The sequence below is a fragment of the Rhizobium sp. RAF36 genome, assembly GCF_052114105.1.
Taxonomy (GTDB): Bacteria; Pseudomonadota; Alphaproteobacteria; order Rhizobiales; family Rhizobiaceae; genus Rhizobium.
Genome location: NZ_JBFREC010000004.1, coordinates 126,130 through 146,017 on the forward strand (window position 1 = coordinate 126,130; position 19,888 = coordinate 146,017).

Consider the following 19,888-nt stretch of genomic DNA (forward strand, 5'->3'; position numbering starts at 1 on the left):
AAGGAAGCGACCGGCCTGCGGCTGCTTCAGATCGCCGGAAGACGAAAAGGTCTCTTCGACTTCAAGATCGCATGACGGTACGGGAATGAGCCCGGGCCAAAAACCAAGAATGACAATAAAGGGAACCATCGCATGAACAGACTGATAAAGATGACCGCCGCTGCCGCGTCGCTCGCCGTCGCGCTGGCTGCCGTGCCGGCCAATGCCGGTGCCGTGCTCGACCGGGTGCTGGCGGCCAAGGACCTGAAGGTTGCGACCGACGCCAACTGGGCGCCGCAATCCTTCATGAACGAGAAGAACGAACTCGATGGTTTCGACATCGACGTTGCCAAGGATATCGGCAAGCGCCTGGGCGTGAAGGTCGAATTCGTCACGCCGGGCTGGGACATCATCACGGCGGGCAACTGGGCTGGCCGCTGGGACATGCATGTGGGCTCCATGACGCCGACCAAGAAGCGCGCCGAAATCTTCGATTTCCCTGCCGTCTATTATTACACCCCTGCCGCCGTTGCCGTTCACAAGGACAGCAAGGCCACCAAGCTTGCCGATCTCGACGGCAAGGTGGTCGGCACCACGGCGACCTCGACCTTCGAAGCCTATGCCAAGGGCGATCTGACGCTCGACGCTGCCGGCGCGCCTCCCTTCAAATACGAATTCAAGCCGAAGGACGTGAAGTCCTACGCCAACTCGACCACCGCTTTCGACGATCTGCGTCTCGGTGACGGCACGCGTCTCGATGCCGTCGTCTCCTCGCTGCCGAGCATTCTCGACGCGGTCAAGGCCGGCTATCCGATCAAGCAGATCGGCGACCCGGTATTCTACGAGCCGCTCGCCATTGCCATCGAGCATGGCGACAAGGAATTCAACGACAAGATCGCCGAGGCCGTGAAGGGCATGCAGGCCGACGGCACGCTGAGCAAGCTTTCGGTAAAGTGGTACGGCGTGGATTATACGGTCGTAAAGTAACCGCTGCCAGAACCAGACGGTCCGGACCTCCGGACCGTCGATTTGCCGCAAGGGACAAGAGATGCTTTATCCCGATACAGTCGAGTCTGAAGTACTCGTCCATAAGCCGTGGTTCGTGGCGACACTGTTTGCCGCCGTGCTGGCGTTCTTTCTGATGTTCAACATGAGCGGCACCGCGATGGGCGAATTGATGCGCCCAGTCATCGGCGATCCCGCATCCAGCGGCATCTACGGACGTTTTGCGATCGCCTTCGTTATCGCCGTCATGTTCGTGCTCAATGTCGTGCTGATCGGTTTTGCGCCGCTGAGGGTGCAGATCGCCATCGTCTGGCTGGAACTGCTCGGTCTGTTCCTGGCCTTCTTCGCCACTTTTCATCTGAGCTTGCCGTTCATTGCCGAGAAACTGCCCTTCATGATCACGCAGGGTCTGGTGACGACGATCTATGTCTCGGCCATCTCGATCATTATCGCTTCGGCCATCGCCATTCTGGGTGCCGTCGCCAAACTGTCGACCAACGGCTTTGCCTATGCGATCGCCAGCTTCTACACCTCGTTCTTCCGCGGGCTGCCGCTGCTGATGCAGGTCTATCTCATCTATCTCGGCCTGCCGCAGCTCGGCTTCGTCATCGACGCGGTGCCGGCCGGTATCCTGGCGCTGTCGCTCTGCTATGGCGCCTATATGACCGAAATCTTCCGGTCGGGCATCCAGAGCATCGATCGCGGCCAATGGGAAGCCTCGCGCTCGATCGGCTTCGGTTTCGGCGTCACGATGCGCAAGATCATCCTGCCGCAGGCCCTGCCGGTGATCATTCCGCCGACCGGCAACCAGTTCATCTCGATGCTGAAGGATAGCTCGCTGGTCTCGGTCATCGGTGTCTGGGAACTGATGTTCCTTGCCCGCACGCTGGGACAGAAGACCTTCCAGCATATGGAAATGCTGATCTCCGCCGCCATGCTCTACTGGATCATGTCGATCTGCCTGGAGCTCATCCAATCCCGCATCGAGCGTCACTACGCCAGGAGCAAAGTCCGATGAACGGCGACAAGATCATCGAAGCGAAGAACGTTTCCAAATGGTACGGCGCCTTCCAGGTGCTGAAGGATATCAATCTGACGGTCACCAAGGGCGAGCGCATCGTCGTCTGCGGTCCCTCGGGATCCGGCAAGTCGACGCTGATCCGCTGCTTCAACCGGCTGGAGGCGCATCAGGAAGGCGATATCACCGTCAACGGCATCACCCTGCACAACAAGATGCGCAACGTCGGCGACGTCCGCAAGAATGTCGGCATGGTGTTCCAGCACTTCAATCTCTTCCCGCATATGACGGTGTTGATGAACTGCATGGTTGGGCCGATGTGGATCAAGGGCGTGCCGGCGGCGGAAGCGAAGAAGACGGCGCTGCGTTTTCTCGAGCGCGTGCGCATTCCGGAACAGGCCAACAAATATCCGATCCAGCTTTCCGGCGGCCAGCAGCAGCGCGTCGCCATTGCCCGCTCGCTCTGCATGGAGCCAGCCGTGATGCTCTTCGACGAGCCAACCTCGGCGCTCGATCCGGAGATGGTCTCGGAAGTACTGGAAACGATGACCGGTCTTGCCAAGGACGGCATGACGATGGTTTGCGTCACCCATGAAATGGGCTTTGCCCGGGCCGTTGCAGACCGTGTGATTTTCATGAATTCGGGCCAGATCGTCGAGGAGGGCAAGCCTCACGACTTCTTCACCAACCCGCAGCATGAGCGGACAAAATTGTTCCTTAGCCAGATCCTCAAGCACTGAGGGCTGGCGTCAAGCCCGGGCGAAGCGCAGGCACATCGGCGTGCCGATGCGGATCGTCTCGCCGCTGTCGCCGAGCGCTCCGGTCTCCCGGTCGCGGGTGAAGATGGTCACGACGTCGCTATCCTGATTGGCGCAAAGAAGGTGCCCGCCCTGCGGGGCGATTGCCAGGTTGCGCGGCGTGCGGCCACCGCAGGGCACCTGACCCTTCGGCGAAAGCCTGCCGGTTTCCGCATCGACCTCGAAGACCGCGATACTGTCATGCCCGCGATTGGCGCCGTAGAGAAACCGGCCGTCGGGAGAGATCTGCAGGTCGGAGGCATAGTTCGTGCCCGTGGTCTGCGGCGGCAGCGTCGAGTGGATCTCGATCTCATGCAGCATCCGGCGGGCAGTATCGAAGCGATAGCTCGCCACCGTGGAATCAAGCTCATTGATGACGAAGACGAAGCGGCCGGACGGATGGAGCGCAACGTGGCGCGGTCCTGCACCAGGCCTTGCCGCGGTCTCGCTCACCTTCTCGAACCGGTCCCCTTCGAGAGCGTAGATCGTCAGCCGATCCGTGCCGAGATCGGCAACCAAGATCAGGTTCGGGGCGATCTCGGTGACGCTGTGCGGATGGCTGCGTTCCTGGCGGGCGGGGTTCGGGCCGGTTCCGGATTGCGCCACGCTGATCTTGCCCGGCGCCAGCGAGCCGTCGGTCCGGCGCTCGAAGGCGACAAGCGCCTGATCCGGGCCACCGTCTCCCATCGCATAGTTGACGGCAAAGAGGTGCCTGCCGTCATGCGAGATGGTGTTATGCGCTGTCGTAGCGCCCAGCGACGGCTGCATGTTCAGATGGCGGAGGCGCCCGGCCTGCCTGTCGAACGACAGGGCGGTGACGAGGCCCTCGTACCAGCCTTCGATCTCCGAATTCGCATAGACGAGAGTGCCGTCCGCTGATGGCGAGAGGAAGGTTGGATTGACGATCTGCGGCGCTGTCGCAAGCCGCTCGGCAGTCAGCGTCTCGTCGTCGAAGAGATGAACCGAAAGCCCGTCGCCATTGGCACCTTCGAAATAGGAGGTCGGCTGGTTGAGCGTGCCGATGAAGAGCAGGTGTTGCATGATCGGTTCCGGCTAGAGGATCAGGATCGCCCTGAAATCGTTGACATTGGTGCCGGTCGGGCCTGTCTCGAAGAGGTCGCCGATGGCCTTGAAGCCGGTGTAGCTGTCATTGGCATCGAGAACGCGGCGCGGGTCGAGACCGGCTGCGCGCAGCCGCTTCACCGTCGAACCGTCTGCGAAGGCTCCGGCATTGTTTTCCGAGCCGTCGATGCCATCCGTGTCGGCTGCGATGAGATGGATGTCGTGCCCGTCAAGGGCAAGGGCTGCCGCCAGCGCGAACTCGCCGTTACGCCCGCCCTTGCCACCTTTCGCGCGCAGCGTCACCGTCGTTTCACCGCCGGAAAGGATGACGACGGGTTTGGCGAACGGCCGGTTGCGGCCGAGCACTTCCCTGGCGATGGCCGCGTGGACCTGCGCCACGTCACGGGATTCGCCCTCGATCGCATCCGAGAGGATTGCCGCCTCGATGCCGTTTGCACGAGCCAATGCGGCAGCGGCCTCCAGCGAAACGCCGGCCGAGGCGATGATATGGTGGCTATTGCGGGCAAAGGCCTGATCATCCGGGAGCGGCGCGTCGGCTGCCGCGGAATTGAGGTGATCGATCGCCGCCTGCGGCAGCTTGAGGCCGTATTGGGCAATGATCTCCAGCGCCTCGTGCCGGGTCGAGTGATCGGGCACCGTCGGGCCGGATGCGACATGGGCAGGATTGTCACCGGGAATGTCGGAGACAATGAGGCTGACGACGCGGGCCTTGGTCGCGGCTGCCAGCCGTCCGCCCTTGATGGTCGACAGATGCTTGCGCACGACGTTCATCGCCGAGATCGGCGCGCCCGAGGCAAGCAGCATCTCGTTGAGCGCAATCTCGCCTTCGAGCGTCAGCCCCCGCGGCGGAGAGGGCAGCAGCGCCGAGCCGCCGCCGCAGACGAGAGCGATGACGAGATCGTCGGCGGAGAGATCCTTCACCGCCTCGATCAGCCGCTTCGATGCGGCGAGCCCGGCAGCATCCGGCACCGGATGCGAGGCCTCGATGATCTCGACCTGTTGTGTCTCGCAGCCATATCCGTAGCGGGTGACGACCACGCCTTCGAGCGGGCCGTCCCAGAGGCTTTCCAGCGCCCGTGCCATCTGCGCTGCCCCCTTGCCGGCGCCGATGACGACGGTCTTGCCCTTCGGCTTTTCCGGCAGGTGCGCGGCAATCCCCGTCAGGGGATCGGCGGCCTTCACGGCGGCGTGGAACAGCGAGGTCAGGAATTCGCGGGGAGACGGGATGGTTTGGGTCATGGAGTGATCTGCGCTGGAAAGGATCGTCATGCGTAATCGTGCTGTGGCTGCCGTTGCAAGACGCCCTTGAGAATATCTGCCGCCTTTTCGGCGATCATCACTGTGGCCGCGTTGGTGTTCGAAGAAATCAGCCGCGGCATCACCGAGCTGTCGCAGACCCTGAGGCGATCGATGCCGCGCACCTTGAGGTCCGGATCGACAACGGCGTCTTCGCCGCCGCCCATGCGGCAGGTGCCGACGGGGTGATAGGCGGAACGGCCATATTGACGGGCGAACTGGCGGTATTCCTCCTGCGTGCGGATGTTACCGTCGGGCAGATGCAGCCGTTTGACGAAGGGCCGGAAGGCCGGTTGCGAAAGGATTTCCTGGCAGATCTTGATGCCATCGACGGCACGTTCGAGATCGTAAGGCTCTGCAAAGGCGTTGGGGTCGATTTCAGGTGGAACGGCCGGGTCCTTGGAACGCAGCGTTACCGTCCCACGCGAGCGCGGCCGGACGTGATAGGAATTCAGAGTGCAGCCATTGCCGCCGGGCACGCCGCCGATGCCTTCCTCGACACCGGCGCCGGGCAGGAAGTGGAATTGCAGATCCGGCGTCGCCTCGGCGCGGTCGCCCCACCAGAAGCCGCCGCCTTCGACGATGTTGGATGCGACCGGGCCCTTGCCGAACAGCGCATATTCGATGCCGGCCGCCATCTGCCAATGCCGCTTCTTGTAGCGGTCGATGCCGTGCGATCCGGTGAGTTCGGCGAGAACGTCGACATCCATATGGTCCTGCAGGTTCTTGCCCACCTGCGGCAGGTCCCTGACGACGTCGATATCGAGCGCCCGCAATTCGTCTGCAGGGCCGAGGCCGGAGAGCATCAGCATCTTCGGGGAGCCGATGGCGCCCGATGTCAGGATGACCTCGCGCTCGGCACTCAGCAGCACCGGGCGGCCGTTTTCGATGATCTCGATGCCGACGGCGCAGCCATTTTCGATGACGATGCGGTTGACGGCCGTATCGGTGCGGACCGTCAGGTTCTTGCGGTGCGCTGCGGGTTTCAGGTAGCCGACGGCCGTGCTGCTGCGGCGCCCATTGCGGGTCGTCGTCTGGTAGAAGCCGGCTCCGGCCTGCGATCCACCATTGAAGTCGGGATTGAAGGGGAGACCCGCTTCCTGCGCGGCGCGGACGAAAACCCGCGTGAGGGCATGCGGCGTCTGCGAGCTGACGCCGAGCGGTCCTTCGGTGCCGTGATGGGCGCCGCCGAACGTGTCGTTGCCTTCGGACTTGCGGAAATAGGGCCGGACATCCTCATAGCCCCAGCCGGTGCATCCCTCGAGGTCGCGCCATCCGTCGTAATCCTCGGGGCAGCCGCGGGTGAAGACCTGGGCATTGATCGAGCTGCCGCCGCCGAGCACGCGTGCCTGCGGATAGACCATCTTGCGTCCGGCAATCTCGCGCCCGGCGACCGTCTCATAGCCCCAGATCAACGGCCCCGCGGTCATCTTGAAGAAGCCGACGGGCAGATGGATATACATATTGCTGTCGCGCGGGCCGGCCTCCAGCAGGGTCACGGATACGTCCGGATCCTCACTCAGGCGCGCAGCAAGCACGCATCCCGCCGAGCCGCCCCCGACGATGATATAATCGGGCATTCTTTCCTCCGTAAAATCCAGATGAAACCGGTCGCTCCTCGTTGTCCCGGCATCAATTCGCGATCACAATCTCAAGTCTCTTGCCCCTCGTCAAGAGAAAGGGTACGGTTATCGTCTTGAAGGGTTGTCGTACAAATGTTATGACGACGTCGCTTCAGATGGAGATGCCGGGGAAACAAGGACGGCATCGCTATCTTCGTCATTCAACGGGAGGTTTTCGAATGAACGATAAGATGAATTCGCGTTTCGGCAGCATGAACCGCAGATCGTTTCTGGCGACGGTCGCAGCGGGTGCGACGGTCTCCGCCCTGCCACGGCAGCTCTTCGCCGCTGACAAGCCGACGCTTGTCACGTCCATCCGCTCTCTCTCCAACCCCTATCATGCCGTCTGGAAGACGGGTGCCGAGGCCTTTGCCTCCGCCATCGGCCTCGACCACGTCACGCTGGTTTCCGAAGGCAACAGCGAAAAGGGTATTGCCGACATCAAGGCGATGCTCGCCAAGACCGGCGGCAACATGGTGCTGAACTCAGACCCGAACGATACGCCGGATGCGCGCCCGATCGTCGAAGCCTGCGCCAAGGCGGGCGCTTATGTCGTGACGCAGTGGAACAAGCCGGCCGACCTGCATCCGAAGGATTTCAATCCGAACTACGTCTCGCATATCGAATTCGACGGCATCTCCAGCGGCAAGCAGATCGCCGAAATCCTCTTCAAGACGATCGGCGGCTCCGGCGGCATCATCGCGCTCGGCGGCCAGATTTCCAACACGGCGGCGATCGAGCGCAAGAAGGGTCTGGAAGACGCGCTGGCTGCCAACACCAACATCAAGCTCCTGGATTTCCAGGTCGCCAACTGGAAGTCGTCGGAAGCCTATGACCTGACGAGCAACCTGCTCACGCGCTTCGGCGACGACGTGAAGGGCATCTGGGCTGCCAATGACGACATGGGTACGGGCGCTCTGGAAGCGCTGCGCGCCGAAAACCTCGCGGGCAAGGTTCCCGTCGTCGGCGTTGACGGCATCAAGGCTGCGGTTGACGCGGTGCGCAAGGGCGAATTTGCCTGCACGGTCACCTCGGATCCGTTCTGGCAGGGCGGCATGGGCCTCGCCATTGGTCTGGCTGCACTCCAGAAGAAGTTCGACCCGGCCAAGGAGCCGGCCGACCATCGCGAATTCTACGGCAAGGCCGTGTTGATCGCGAAGGACAATGTCGAGGAATATTACAAGACCAACATCGACTCGCATCCGACGCTGGACTGGAACGACCTTTGGGGTCGTGTGACAGGCGCCATCCGCACCTAGCGGCACCGTCTCTCCCGCAGCATCGGCTCCTCCCGAGGCTGCCTCGTCGCTGGCGGGCGCTACGGCGCCTGCCAGCTCCTCCGCATGACGCAGTGAGGTGCCGTCTGTTGACCATCAATGCCGAAAACATCAAGACTATGACAAAAAGCGAACAGGCAGGTGCCATGCCGACTGTTGGAAGCCGCCTGTTCAGCGGGCCGAACCTCAAGCGCTTGCGCGCCTACGCTCCGGCGCTGGTGCTGATCGCGCTCTGCATTCTCATCACCATCGCCAATCCCAATTTCATCGAACCTCGCAACCTGATGCGCGTGGCCAATTCCGCTGCGGTTCCTCTGACGCTCGCCATGGGCCTGACCTTCATCATCCTGCTCGGCAGCATCGATCTTTCGGTCGAGGGTTCGCTTTCGGTCGCGGCCATGGTGACCGTGCTGCTCGCCACCAATGATGCCAATGCCAATGCCTACGGCTGGCTTGCGGTCATCGCGGCGATCGCCGCCAGCACCGTCATGGGCCTGACGACAGGCATCATACAGACCTATCTCAGAATTCCGTCCTTCATGGCGACGCTCGGCGTCTGGTTCATCGGGCTCGGCATCTCCGTCTATATGCTCGGCGGCTCCGCCGTGCGGCTGATGGATCCGTCGATCCGCGATCTGGCACTTGCCCGCTTTCTCGGATTGCCTTTTGCTGTATGGGTGGCGCTCGCCGCATTCCTGATCGCCTGCACCGTCCAATATTATACCCGTCTCGGGCGCCATATCATGGCGATCGGCGGGGGCGAGGATGTCGCCGAACTGTCGGGCATCAATCTTCGCCGCGTCCGCATCATGGCGTTCGGGCTGGCAGGCTTCTTCTTCGGCATTGCCGGTGTTCTTGCCGCGGCCCAGCTCGGCCGTTCCGATGCCGTCATCGCAGATGGCCGATTGTTTGCCGCGGTGACTGCCGTGGTGGTCGGCGGTACGGCACTGACCGGTGGTGAAGGCGGCGTCATCAATACGCTGGTCGGCGTCCTGATCGTCACCGTTCTCAGCAACGGCATGATCCTGCTCGGCGTCTCGCCCTATGTGCAGCAGACCGTTCAGGGCCTGATGATCATCGCTGCCGTCGCGCTGTCGCTCGACCGCCTGCGTCTCCAGATCGTGAAGTGACTGCCATGTTTTCAGCCAACGATATCAGCAAATCCTTCGCCGGCGTTCACGCATTGAAGAACGTCTCGCTCGAAATCCGGCCGAACGAGGTCGTCGGCCTCATCGGCGAAAACGGTGCCGGCAAATCGACATTGATGCGCATCCTTGCAGGCACTCATCAGCCTGACAGCGGCACGCTGATGCTCGACGGCCAGCCGCTGAAGCTGCGTAATGCGCGCGACGGCGCCGCCAACGGCATCGGCATGGTGTTCCAGGAGCAGTCGCTGCTGCTCAACATCTCCGTTGCCGAGAACATCTATCTCGGCCAGGAAAGCCAGTTCGTCCGCTTCGGCATCGTCGACTGGAAAGCGATGCGGGCAGCGGCAAAGCGCCAGCTCGACAAGATCGGCGTCGACATCGACGTGACCGCGCGCACCTCGGAACTGACCTTTGCTGCGCGCCAGATGGTCGAGCTCGCCAAGGCCCTGACGCTGGAAGAAACCGTCTCGCGCCCGCTGGTCATCCTGCTCGACGAGCCGACCTCGGTTCTGAGCGGCAGCGATATCGACGTGCTGTTCAAGCGCGTGCGCTCGCTGAAATCGCGGGCAAGCTTCGTCTTCGTCTCGCACCGGCTGGACGAGGTGCTGCGCATTTCCGACCGCGTCTACACGATGAAGGACGGGCAGGTGGTGGCCGAGCATCTGGCTGCAGATGTCACCGGACCCGAACTGCACGAGATCATGGTCGGGCGCGGACTGCAGTCGACCTATTACAAGGAAGACAAGCAGCTGCCGCCGACGAGCGAGATCGTCGTCGATGCGAGCAGGCTGGCGATCGATGGCGCGTTTCACGATGTCGACCTGCAGATTCGGGCCGGCGAGATCGTCGGTATTGCCGGCGTTGTCGGCTCCGGCCGCGAGGAAGTGACTCGCACGATCGGCGGGTTCATGACCCATACCGGCGGAACCTTGAAGATCAACGGCGAGGCGGTGCAGTTCCGCACGCCGGAACAGGCGGTTCGCAAGAGCATCGGCTATATCCCGCGCGAGCGCCGCGTCGAGGGGCTGGTGATGTTCCTGTCGATCGCCGAAAACATCACGCTCGCCGACCTCTCCTCGGTGATGCGCAACGGCGCAATCGATTATCGCCGCGAGCGGCGGCTCGCCGCCGACTGGATCAAGCGGCTGCGCATCAAGGCGCCGGGGCCCGATATCGCCTGCCGGAAACTCTCCGGCGGCAACCAGCAGAAGGTGGTTCTGGCGCGCTGGATGACGGCGGGCTCACGGATCCTGATCCTCGATCACCCGACGCGCGGTCTCGATGTCGGCGCCAAGGAGGAAGTCTACGAACTGGTGCGCGATCTCTCCTCGCAGGGTGTCGCGATCCTTTTGATCTCCGACACGCTGGAGGAAACGATTGGCCTGTCGCACCGGGTGCTGGTGATGCGCGATGGCGCCGTCACGGCGCATTTCGATGCGGCGCCCGGAAACAAGCCGGATCAGGTCGATCTTGTCCGGGCGATGGTGTGAGGAGGCGATGATGGAACGTTTCAAGGATATGAAATCCCTTCTCGCCGCAGGCTGGATGCAGGGCGCCATTCCGCCCGCGCTGCTGGTCGTGCTCGTCCTCGTCATCGAGGTCGCGGCCCCCGGCTTCCTGACCGGCGATACGCTGATCCTGCTGCTGTCGAACACGGCGGTGCTATTCATTCTCGCCGCCGGTGTGACCTTCGTCATCCTGATCGGCGGCATCGACCTGTCGATCCAGTCGGTGGCGTCACTGTCGAGCGTCATCCTGGCGCAGCTTCTGCCGCAGATCGGCATGCTCGCCTTTCCGGTGGCAATCCTGTCGGGCCTCGTCTTCGGTGCGTTGAGCGGCTACGTCCATGTCCGCCTCAAGGTGCCGTCCTTCGTGGCAACGCTGGCGACCGGCGGTGTCGTCGCCGGTATCGCGTTGTGGGCCGCGGCCGGGCGGGCAATTACCATCGAGGAAGCCGGCCGTCTGAACACAGCCTGGATCAACGACAACTTTGCGGGCCTGCCGACGGTCATCTGGATTGCCGCGATCATCGGCATCCTGGCATTCTTCGGCCTCAGATATACGCGCTTCGGCCGCCACAGCCTGGCGATCGGTGCCGGTGAGCCTGCGGCGATCGCTGCCGGTATCAATGTCGAGCGGACCAAGATCGTCGCCTTCGCAATCTCGGGCATGCTGGCGGCGATTGCCGGTGTGATCCTGGCTGCGCGCCTGTCGAGCGGCTCGCCTAACCTGGCCAATCAGCTGCTGCTGCCGGCAATCGCTGCCGTCATCGTCGGCGGCACGGCAATCACCGGCGGCCTCGGCGGCGTTTCCCGCACGGCCGTCGGCGCGCTGATCATCTCGATCGTGCGCATCGGCATGACCTTCATCGGCATCAACATCTTTGCCGAAAACGTCGTCTTCGGCTCGGTTCTGATCCTCGCCGTCGCCATTACCATCGACCGCAGCAAGATTGCGATCATCAAATGATGGGCCGCGCGGAGACGCTACCGGCAAACAAAAAAGGCCGCGCTCTGCAGCGCGGCCTCCGGAAGACGAAGCGGGACTTACATCGTGTCGAGGCCGATCAGCTCGATCTTGTAGCCATCGGGATCTTCGATGAAGGCGATATGCGTGGTGCCGTGCAGCATCGGGCCCGGCGGGCGTGGGATCTTGGCGCCCTGCTTCTCAAGCGCGGCGCAGACGGCATAGATGTCGTTGACGCCGAGTGCCAGATGGCCAAAGCCGGTGCCGAGTTCGTAGGGTTCTTCGCGGCCCCAGTTGTAGGTCAGTTCGATGACGGTATCGGTCTCTTCGGGACCATAGCCGACGAAGGCATTGGTGAACTTTCCGCCCGGATAGTCATCCTTGCGAAGAAGCTTCATGCCGAGCAGTTCCGTGTAGAACTTGATCGACCTATCGAGGTCGAACACACGGATCATGACGTGCATATTTCGAAATTGGCCGGACGCTGCGGTCATAGTACGGATCCTCCTGCAAGTTATCGTTTTTACACTGGTTTTTAGCGAAAGGCGAGCATTGGAAAAGATCGCCGCACTTGATGTTCGAAACCAGTGTTGTATGATAACCATGTAAGTGACCCAGTTGTCCAGATGTTTTCCCGCTTAACCGGAGCAACCGAATGAATGCCCTTCCGCCCCTCCAGGAAAGAGCGCTTGCCGCCCTCTCTGCCGCTATGCCGGCAGACCTGCTCCTGACGGAAGGCGAGGCGCTGGAGCGCTACAGCCGCGACTGGTCCGGAGAGCATTACGGCCGGCCGCTGGCCGTGGCGCGGCCGCGTTCGGCCGCTGAGCTCAGCCGCCTGATGGCGTTTTGCCATGAAGAGAAGATCCATGTCGTTCCGCAGGGCGGGCTGACCGGGCTGGTTGGCGCGGCAGTGCCGAGCTATCCGGGCGGCGAGGTGGTCGTTTCGCTGGAGCGGATGAACAAGGTACGCTCGGTCAATCCCATCGATTTCGCCATGGTCGTCGAGGCCGGCTGCATTCTCGAAGATGCCAAGCGCCACGCCGAAGCGGCCGACTGTATTTTGCCGATCACCTTCGGGGCGCAGGGCACCTGCCGGATCGGCGGCAACGTTTCGACCAATGCCGGCGGTTTCAACGTGCTGCGCTATGGCATGACCCGCGACCTGGTGCTTGGCCTCGAGGTCGTGCTTGCCGACGGACGGATCTGGAACGGTCTGCGCACCCTGCGCAAGGATAACCGCGGCTATGACCTGAAACAGCTTTTCATCGGCAGCGAAGGCACGCTCGGCATCGTCACCGCCGTGGCGCTCAAGGTGTTTCCGAAGCCGGAACAGGTGGAAACCGCGCTGGTCGGACTTGCCTCGGTGGATGATGCCATGCAGCTTTATGCGCGGGCGCGCCGCCAGTGCAGCGACCTGCTGACGGCATTCGAGCTCATCCTGCGCGGCGGCATAGAGATTGCCATCAATGCCCGCGACGATCTTCCCGATCCCCTGAGCGAAGCCTATCCCGTCTATGTGCTGATCGAGGCTTCGGCCGCCGGACGTGTTGATCTTCGCGCCCTGCTCGAAGGGTTTCTGGGCGATGCCTCCGATCTGGTTCTCGACGGCGTCATCGCCAGCAGCAAGGCGCAGGGCGACCGGCTCTGGCTGCTGCGCGAGATGATGGTCGAGGCGCAGGGCCGCGGCGGACGCTATCTGAGGACCGATGTCTCGGTTTCGATATCAAGCCTGGCGGCCTTCGTCGGCGACACGCTCGAAGCGCTGTCGCAGAAACATCCCGAGGCGATCGCAGTCACCTATGGCCATGTCGGCGACGGCAATATCCATCTGAATATCGTTCCGCCTGTCGGCATGCCCGCCGACCAGTTCGATGGCCTGTTTCATGCCACCGAAGAGGTGATCTTCGATGTCGTCGACAAGCATGGCGGCTCGATCAGCGCCGAGCACGGCATCGGCCGCGTCAAGCAGGACGCCTTCCTGAAACGTGCCGACCCCTTGACGCTGGAGCTCTCGCGCCGGATCAAGGATGCATTCGACCCGCGCCATCTTTTGAGCGAGGGGCGGATATTGGCAAGTGCAGATGGACTGGCAGGGGGTAGGGAATGACGCTGAAACTCGACAAGGTCAATCGGGGCCCGCATCTGTCGACGCTGGTCGCAAGTTCGATCTCGCGCGAAATCGCCCAGGGACGTTTGCGGCCGGGTGATCAGCTGCCGACCGAGCAGCAGCTGGCGCAGACATTCGGCGTCAGCCGCAACGTCGTGCGCGAGGCGATCGCGCGGTTGCGGTCCGAGGGCCGGATCTGGTCGCAGCAGGGCCGCGGCGCCTTCGTCGCGGACCAGCCGAATGCCACGACATTGACGATCGACTACGAAGCCCTGCAGCAGGCTGCGGCCTTCCAATCGCTATTCGAACTGCGCGGCATTCTCGAAGTCGAGGCGGCCGCCCTTGCCGCCAAGCGCCGGACCGGCGACGACCTGACGGCGATGAAGGATGCGTTGGTGACGATGCGTGATGCGCCCTACGGCAGCGTCATGTGGCTGAAGACCGATCTCGAATTCCACAAGACTGTCGCTGCGGCGACGGGCAATCTCTACATGGTCCAGTTCCTGATGTTCGTTTCCGAGCGGGTGCGCGAAAGCATTCTGGCCTCCGGCAACCAGCAGCGCTCCGAAGATCTGGCGGCCGTGACGCTCGGTGAGCATCAACGCATTCTCGATGCCATCGAAGCGGGCGACGGCGACGAAGCCCGTGATGCCATGCGGGCGCACCTCCATGGTGCGGCAAACCGCGTCGGGCTGGCCGGAGAACAACCCGAATAATCTGTTGAGGACATGACATGACTGGAAGACTTGAGGGAAAAACCGCTGTCGTGACGGCAGCCGGGCAGGGGATGGGACGTGCCACGGTGCTCGCCTTCCTGCGTGAAGGCGCGCGCGTCTGCGCCACAGATATCGACGCCGCAAAGCTCGATACGCTGCGCGATCAGGCTGGCGTTACCGCGCGCAAGCTCGATGTGCTGAACCCGGCGGAGATCACCGCCTTCGCCAACGAAATCGAGGCGCCGGACATTCTCTTCAACTGCGCCGGTTTCGTGCATCACGGCTCGATCCTCGATTGCGACGAGGACGCCTTCGACTTTTCCGTCAACCTCAACATCCGCGCCATGTACCGGATGATCCGCGCCTTCCTGCCAGGCATGATCGCCCGCGGCGGCGGCTCGATCGTCAACATGGCATCGGTCGCCTCCACCGTGATCGCCGCGCCGAACCGCTTCATCTACGGCACCACCAAGGCTGCGGTGATCGGCCTGACGAAATCGGTGGCGCTCGATTATGTCGGACAGGGCATCCGCGCCAACGCGATTTGCCCCGGCACTGTCGAAAGCCCGTCGCTGCAGGATCGCATGCGGGCGCTCGGCGATTACGATCAGGCCCGCGCCGGCTTCATCGCCCGCCAGCCGATGGGACGCCTCGGTACGCCGGAGGAAGTGGCCGACCTGGTCGTCTACCTCGCCAGCAAGGAATCGGCCTTCATGACCGGAAATGCCATCGTCATCGATGGTGGCTGGGCGAACGCCTGAAGACATATCTTAAAAACGGACAATCGATATGAAGCTTCTGAGATACGGTGAGCGCGGCGCCGAAAAGCCCGGCATTCTCGACAGGAACGGCAAGGTCCGCGACCTCAGCGGTCATGTCGGCGACATATCAGGTGACAGCCTGACGGCTGCGGGTCTGGCGAAGATCGCCGCGATCGACATCGAGAGCCTGCCCGTCGTTGCCGAGCCCGGCCGGTATGGCCCCTGCGTCTCGCGCACTGGCAAGTTCATCTGCGTCGGCCTGAACTATGCAGACCACGCTGCCGAGACTGGTGCAGCCATTCCCGAAGAACCGATCCTGTTCATGAAGGCGACCAGCGCCATCACCGGCCCGAACGACAACGTCATCATCCCGCGCAAGTCGAAGAAGACCGACTGGGAAGTCGAGCTCGGCATCGTCATCGGCGACGAGGCCCGGTATGTTTCGGAAGCGGATGCGATGAAACATGTCGCCGGCTACTGCCTGATCAACGACGTTTCGGAGCGTGAATTCCAGGCCGAGCGCGGCGGGCAATGGACCAAGGGGAAGTCGGCCGACAGCTTCGGCCCGATCGGCCCCTGGATGGTGACGCGCGACGAGATCGCCGATCCGCAGGACCTGAAGATGTGGCTGTCCGTTGATGGCACGATGCGCCAGAACGGCTCGACGAAGACGATGATCTTCGGCGTCTCGTTCCTCGTTCACTACATCTCGCAGTTCATGAGCCTGCAGCCGGGCGATATCATCTCGACGGGCACGCCGCCGGGCGTCGGCCTCGGCATGAAGCCGCCGCTGTTCCTGAAGGCCGGGCAGACGATAAAGCTCGGCATCGACGGTCTCGGCGAGCAGACGCAGCTGACTGTGGACGCTGCCTGAGAAAGCCTCGGGGAGCCACTCGACGGCTCCCTGATCAGCGAAGCTTCATGACACCAAGCATGCGGAGCGCCGCGCACGCGGCGCCGTAGCCGTTGTCGATATTGGTAACGAGCAGCCCCGGCGCGCAGCTGGCCAGCATGGCGTTGAGTGCGGTACGGCCCTCTTCGGCCGCGCCGTAGCCGACCGAGGTCGGCACGCAGATCAGGCTGCCGCCGTACAGACCGCCGAGAACGCTTGCGAGCGCCGCGTCCATGCCCGCGACGGCAATGACGACGGGAAAGCGGCGGATCTCCTCGATTCTGTCCATCAGTCTCCAGAGCCCGGCGACGCCGACATCGATGATGACGGATGCCCCGACGCCCGCGTGGCGAAGGGTCCGCTCGGCTTCCCGGGCGGCAGGTGCGTCCGAGGTTCCGGCTGCGACGATCGCGACGGTTCCGGTCGAGGATACTGGCGGAACCGGGCCGAAGAATGCGGTTTGCGATAGCGGGCACCAGTCGGTGAGGGCTCTCAGATCGCCCGGTAGGGCCTCGAATTTTTCGCTGTTCAGACGGGTCAGCAGGAGACCAGCGTCTCTCACCCGCGCGCTCTCAAGGATCGAAGCTATCTGCTGTGGTGTCTTGCCGGCGCAGAACACGGCTTCGCTGAGGCCGATGCGCTCGGCCCGGGCGAAATCGAAGACGGCATCGCCGCTCATGGCCTGGCTCCGACGAAAGCGCTTCCATTGCGGTAGGGCTCGAAGGTCAACGGGCCGTTCCTGTAGGCGCCGGGCAGCATGCCACGCAGGTCCTTGCCGACGTCGTTCATCGCCGTTGCCAGCGCCAGCGCATCGCGATCAAGCTCGATGGCGATGCCGCTGCGCCTGATGCGGCAGCGGACGGTTTGCGGCCTCAGCGTCTCGGTCAGGAACGTCTCGATCCGGTGCACGGCCTCCAGCATCTCCGGCTCGATGGCGATCGCCGTTTCGATCCGGCTGGAGAGGCAGGGAGAGGCGGGCAGCTCCGACAGCGCGCCGAGGCCTGCATCACGCGCCAGCTGGCGCAAAGCCTGCTTGCCGATACCGGCCTCGACGAAGGGATGGCGGACGGAGAAATTCTTGGCTGCTTCAAGCCCCGGACGGTACTCGCCGAGATCGTCGAGATTGGTTCCGGACAGCAATTGACGGCTCGACCGGGCGGCGATGGCGCCGTAGAGATTGCCCTTGCAGAAGAAGCAGCGGTTGACGGGGTTCCGGAGATAATCCGGATCGGAGAATTCGCCGGCGTCGATGATCTCGAGGTCGAAGCCCTCGCTTCCCGCCAGCATCCTGACGCGCTCGGTGGCTTCTGCGGGGACGGCAGCCGAGACCGCGTGCATGATGTTGACGCGTGCGGGGCCGAGAAGCCGGGTCGCGATGACCGCCAGCGTCAGCGAGTCGATGCCGCCGCTGACGGCGATAGAGACGTCGCCGAGCGAGGCGAGACATTCTTCCAGAGCCCTTCTCACAACAGGTCTCCTCTTTTCTGTTTCAACAGCCCCTCCAGAAGACTCCTCAGGCTGCTGCGTGCCGCCGCCCCCGGGGTCGATGTCAGGTCGTCGGCTTCGAGCTTGGCGGTGCGGCCCGAGGGGCGGTCGACGAGCTTGAAGGCGTAGACTTTTCCTGCGTGCTCGACCGTTTCCTGCTCGCGGCTCAGCGTCATCCGCTCCGCCGTCGTGGCGCGCACGCCGATGGTTGTCGTTTCGTCGAGCATGGCGGCGGCGACATCCCTGCTTTTCGACGGGTCGGCAAGCACCCGGAGATGGGTCATCATCCGGCCCTTCTTGCCGAAGACCGGCATCTGGACGACGTCGCGCACATCCGGGCGGTCACGCAGCCGGTCCACCGCCTGGGCGATGTCTTCCCCGGTCTGGTCGTCGATCTCGCATTCGAGGACCGCCACCGTGCCGTTGAAGGCCGATTCTTCGTCGCGGCGCTCGAAGGCCAGGAGCCGCAGGCAGTTGCTGAGGCCGGGGAGGCGCTTGGTGCCGAAGCCGTGGCTTGATGCCTTCAGCACCCTTCGGCCGGGTGCAGTCCTGGTCCCGCAGAGATAAGCAAGGATGGCGGCACCCGTCGGCGTGACGCGCTCGCCGCCGATTCCGTCATCGATGACATCGAAACCCCTCAGCAGGTGCACGGTCGCAGGCGCCGGAACCGGGAGCAGGCCATGCGCGGTCTTCAACCGGCCGCTTCCGAGCGGGACCGGACCCACGCTCCAATGCGCTGCGCCGAGCTGCGTTATCAGCCAGGCGGCCGAGACGATGTCGGCGATCGAATCCCACGCGCCGACCTCGTGAAAGGTAACGTCTTCGGGCGTTGTGCCGTGGACCTTGGCTTCCGCTTCCGCCAGCTTTTGGAAGATGCCGGTCGCATGACGGATGGTTTCTCCGTCGAGCGCCGAACGGCTCAGCGCATCGCGGATGTGCCGCCAGGCGACATGGTGGTGATGCGCTGCGTGAGCGTGATCGTGCTCCGCATGAGCGTGATCATGGTGATGGTGGCCGTGATGGTCATGGTGGTGATGGTGATCATGCGGGTGATCAGCCCCGTGTTCGGCATGATACACTTTGAAGCGGCTGCCGGTCAGCACGCCGTCGTGATGCGCCACGAGTTCGCACGCGACGTTTTCGATCAGCGGGCAGCGTTTCAGCGCCGCCTGCAGGCCGGTATTCAGGTCCGGCCTGAGATCGAGCAAGGCTGCGACGAACATGTCGCCTGCAATGCCGCCGACGGGGTCGAGATGAACTTCCAGCACGGTCATCCGCCCTATTTTCCGTCCGCTGCTTCAGTCAGCGAAACGCCGTTTGCCGCCGCGATCACATCCGAAAGGGCCGGTACGAAGGATTGGCCGCGCCCTGCGGCAACCGCCGTCGCAAAGCTGTTGCGCACGGCAGCGCCGACCGGGTTGACCGCCTGCAGCGCCTGGGCCAGCGATGCCAGATAGGACATATCCTTCAGCGCATTGGCCATGGCGAAGCGCTGGGCGTTCTCGTTGCGATTCAGCACGAATTCGAAGAAGGCCTGGTAGAAGCCGCAGTCCATACGGCTGCCGCGCAAGACGCTGTCGAATACCTGCGGCGTCAACCCGGCCTTTGCGGCGATCATCAATGCTTCCGAATAGATCGCCGAGTAACCCATCGACACGAAGTTGTTGAGCAGCTTCATCGTGTGGCCGGTGCCCGCCGGGCCGGTCTCGATGATGCGGGCGGCGAAGGCTTCGAGGATCGGCCGGGCGCGGGCAATGCCATCGGCAGAGCCGCCCGCCATCACATCCAGCTTGCCTTCCGCCGCTTCCTTCGGCGTGCGGGCCAGGGGAGCGTCGACGAGCGTGATACCCTGCTCCGAAAGTTCGGCAGCGAGCTTGATCGTCACGGCGGGGTTTGAGGTCGAGCAGTCGATCAAAAGCATCCGCTTTCCGGAGGCGAGCAGGCCATCTGGACCGGACAGGAGTTGCTGGACTTCCTCGGAACCGGTGACGCAGAGCACCACCACATCCGATGCCAGCGCCAGCGCCTTGGGCGTCGCCGCTTCGCTGGCTCCCTGCGCCTTCAGCTGCTCGATGGCCTCGCGCTTTCTGTGGGCCATGACCGTCAGCGGCCAGCCTTTCGACAGCAGATTGGCCGCCATGCCTGATCCCATTGCACCGAGACCGATGAAGCCGATTTTCTCTTTCATTCTTTCCTCCCCGTTCGTTCTGGTTATCCCCGCCGGGCGGGCTTTTGC

19 protein-coding genes are annotated in these 19,888 nt (G+C 63.2%); 11 read left to right on the forward strand and 8 right to left on the reverse strand.

Going from position 1 to position 19,888, the window contains the following annotated elements:
* Positions 1-132: 132 nt before the first annotated feature.
* The 3 genes from AB4Z25_RS15920 to AB4Z25_RS15930 all read left to right on the forward strand — a co-directional run bounded on the left by AB4Z25_RS15920 (position 133) and on the right by AB4Z25_RS15930 (position 2,742).
* Entirely contained in the window at positions 133-966 is an 834-nt protein-coding gene (locus AB4Z25_RS15920) for a transporter substrate-binding domain-containing protein (protein WP_442208462.1), read from the forward strand.
* A gap of 61 nt (positions 967-1,027) precedes the next feature.
* Positions 1,028-2,002 (forward strand): amino acid ABC transporter permease, encoded by a 975-nt coding sequence (locus AB4Z25_RS15925; protein WP_442208463.1) that lies wholly within the window; start codon positions 1,028-1,030, stop codon positions 2,000-2,002.
* Positions 1,999-2,742 (forward strand): amino acid ABC transporter ATP-binding protein, encoded by a 744-nt coding sequence (locus AB4Z25_RS15930; protein ID WP_112514459.1) that lies wholly within the window; start codon positions 1,999-2,001, stop codon positions 2,740-2,742. The genes AB4Z25_RS15925 and AB4Z25_RS15930 overlap by 4 nt, the downstream gene beginning before the upstream one ends.
* A gap of 9 nt (positions 2,743-2,751) precedes the next feature.
* Here AB4Z25_RS15930 and AB4Z25_RS15935 read toward each other — a convergent pair whose 3' ends face one another.
* From AB4Z25_RS15935 to AB4Z25_RS15945, 3 genes are read right to left on the reverse strand one after another with little or no spacing between them, the layout of a single operon-like run.
* Positions 2,752-3,840: a lactonase family protein gene (locus AB4Z25_RS15935; protein WP_442208464.1), complete on the reverse strand. Its 1,089-nt coding sequence runs from the start codon at positions 3,838-3,840 to the stop codon at positions 2,752-2,754.
* A 12-nt stretch (positions 3,841-3,852) separates the two neighbouring features.
* Complete coding sequence (locus AB4Z25_RS15940; protein ID WP_442208465.1) at positions 3,853-5,121, reverse strand: glycerate kinase type-2 family protein; 1,269 nt, start codon at positions 5,119-5,121, stop codon at positions 3,853-3,855.
* Between the two features lie 26 nt (positions 5,122-5,147).
* Complete coding sequence (locus AB4Z25_RS15945) at positions 5,148-6,758, reverse strand: GMC family oxidoreductase (RefSeq protein WP_442208466.1); 1,611 nt, start codon at positions 6,756-6,758, stop codon at positions 5,148-5,150.
* A gap of 221 nt (positions 6,759-6,979) precedes the next feature.
* On the opposite strand from AB4Z25_RS15945, the gene AB4Z25_RS15950 reads away from it, so the two are divergent.
* From AB4Z25_RS15950 to AB4Z25_RS15965, 4 genes are all read left to right on the forward strand, one after another.
* A complete protein-coding gene (locus AB4Z25_RS15950) occupies positions 6,980-8,059 on the forward strand; it encodes a sugar ABC transporter substrate-binding protein (RefSeq protein WP_003592567.1) in 1,080 nt (359 codons plus the stop codon).
* Between the two features lie 107 nt (positions 8,060-8,166).
* A complete protein-coding gene (locus AB4Z25_RS15955; protein WP_442208467.1) occupies positions 8,167-9,207 on the forward strand; it encodes an ABC transporter permease in 1,041 nt (346 codons plus the stop codon).
* Between the two features lie 5 nt (positions 9,208-9,212).
* A complete protein-coding gene (locus tag AB4Z25_RS15960; RefSeq protein WP_442208468.1) occupies positions 9,213-10,715 on the forward strand; it encodes a sugar ABC transporter ATP-binding protein in 1,503 nt (500 codons plus the stop codon).
* A 10-nt stretch (positions 10,716-10,725) separates the two neighbouring features.
* Positions 10,726-11,694: an ABC transporter permease gene (locus tag AB4Z25_RS15965; RefSeq protein ID WP_442208469.1), complete on the forward strand. Its 969-nt coding sequence runs from the start codon at positions 10,726-10,728 to the stop codon at positions 11,692-11,694.
* 77 nt (positions 11,695-11,771) lie between these two features.
* Here AB4Z25_RS15965 and gloA read toward each other — a convergent pair whose 3' ends face one another.
* The gene (gene gloA, locus AB4Z25_RS15970; RefSeq protein ID WP_003592575.1) at positions 11,772-12,185 is read right to left on the reverse strand and encodes a lactoylglutathione lyase; all 414 of its coding nucleotides are present in this window, start codon (positions 12,183-12,185) and stop codon (positions 11,772-11,774) included.
* 161 nt (positions 12,186-12,346) lie between these two features.
* Here gloA and AB4Z25_RS15975 point away from each other — a divergent pair, with 161 nt between their 5' ends.
* From AB4Z25_RS15975 to AB4Z25_RS15990, 4 genes are read left to right on the forward strand one after another with little or no spacing between them, the layout of a single operon-like run.
* Positions 12,347-13,798 (forward strand): FAD-binding oxidoreductase, encoded by a 1,452-nt coding sequence (locus tag AB4Z25_RS15975; protein WP_442208470.1) that lies wholly within the window; start codon positions 12,347-12,349, stop codon positions 13,796-13,798.
* Entirely contained in the window at positions 13,795-14,514 is a 720-nt protein-coding gene (locus tag AB4Z25_RS15980) for a FadR/GntR family transcriptional regulator (RefSeq protein ID WP_112388741.1), read from the forward strand. Before AB4Z25_RS15975 ends, AB4Z25_RS15980 begins: the two co-directional genes overlap by 4 nt.
* Positions 14,515-14,531: 17 nt before the next feature.
* Positions 14,532-15,275, forward strand: coding sequence for an SDR family oxidoreductase (locus AB4Z25_RS15985; protein ID WP_442208471.1), 744 nt, complete (start codon positions 14,532-14,534; stop codon positions 15,273-15,275).
* A gap of 28 nt (positions 15,276-15,303) precedes the next feature.
* Positions 15,304-16,149 (forward strand): fumarylacetoacetate hydrolase family protein, encoded by an 846-nt coding sequence (locus tag AB4Z25_RS15990; RefSeq protein WP_442208472.1) that lies wholly within the window; start codon positions 15,304-15,306, stop codon positions 16,147-16,149.
* 34 nt (positions 16,150-16,183) lie between these two features.
* Here AB4Z25_RS15990 and larB read toward each other — a convergent pair whose 3' ends face one another.
* The 4 genes from larB to AB4Z25_RS16010 are packed head-to-tail and all read right to left on the reverse strand — an operon-like array spanning position 16,184 to position 19,867.
* The gene (larB, locus tag AB4Z25_RS15995) at positions 16,184-16,846 is read right to left on the reverse strand and encodes a nickel pincer cofactor biosynthesis protein LarB (protein ID WP_442208473.1); all 663 of its coding nucleotides are present in this window, start codon (positions 16,844-16,846) and stop codon (positions 16,184-16,186) included.
* Entirely contained in the window at positions 16,843-17,634 is a 792-nt protein-coding gene (locus AB4Z25_RS16000) for an adenine nucleotide alpha hydrolase (protein WP_442208474.1), read from the reverse strand. The genes larB and AB4Z25_RS16000 overlap by 4 nt, the downstream gene beginning before the upstream one ends.
* On the reverse strand, positions 17,631-18,920 hold the full coding sequence (locus AB4Z25_RS16005) for a LarC family nickel insertion protein (RefSeq protein ID WP_442208773.1): 1,290 nt from the start codon (positions 18,918-18,920) through the stop codon (positions 17,631-17,633). Before AB4Z25_RS16005 ends, AB4Z25_RS16000 begins: the two co-directional genes overlap by 4 nt.
* 11 nt (positions 18,921-18,931) lie before the next feature.
* Positions 18,932-19,867: an NAD(P)-dependent oxidoreductase gene (locus AB4Z25_RS16010; protein ID WP_442208774.1), complete on the reverse strand. Its 936-nt coding sequence runs from the start codon at positions 19,865-19,867 to the stop codon at positions 18,932-18,934.
* Positions 19,868-19,888: the final 21 nt, after the last annotated feature.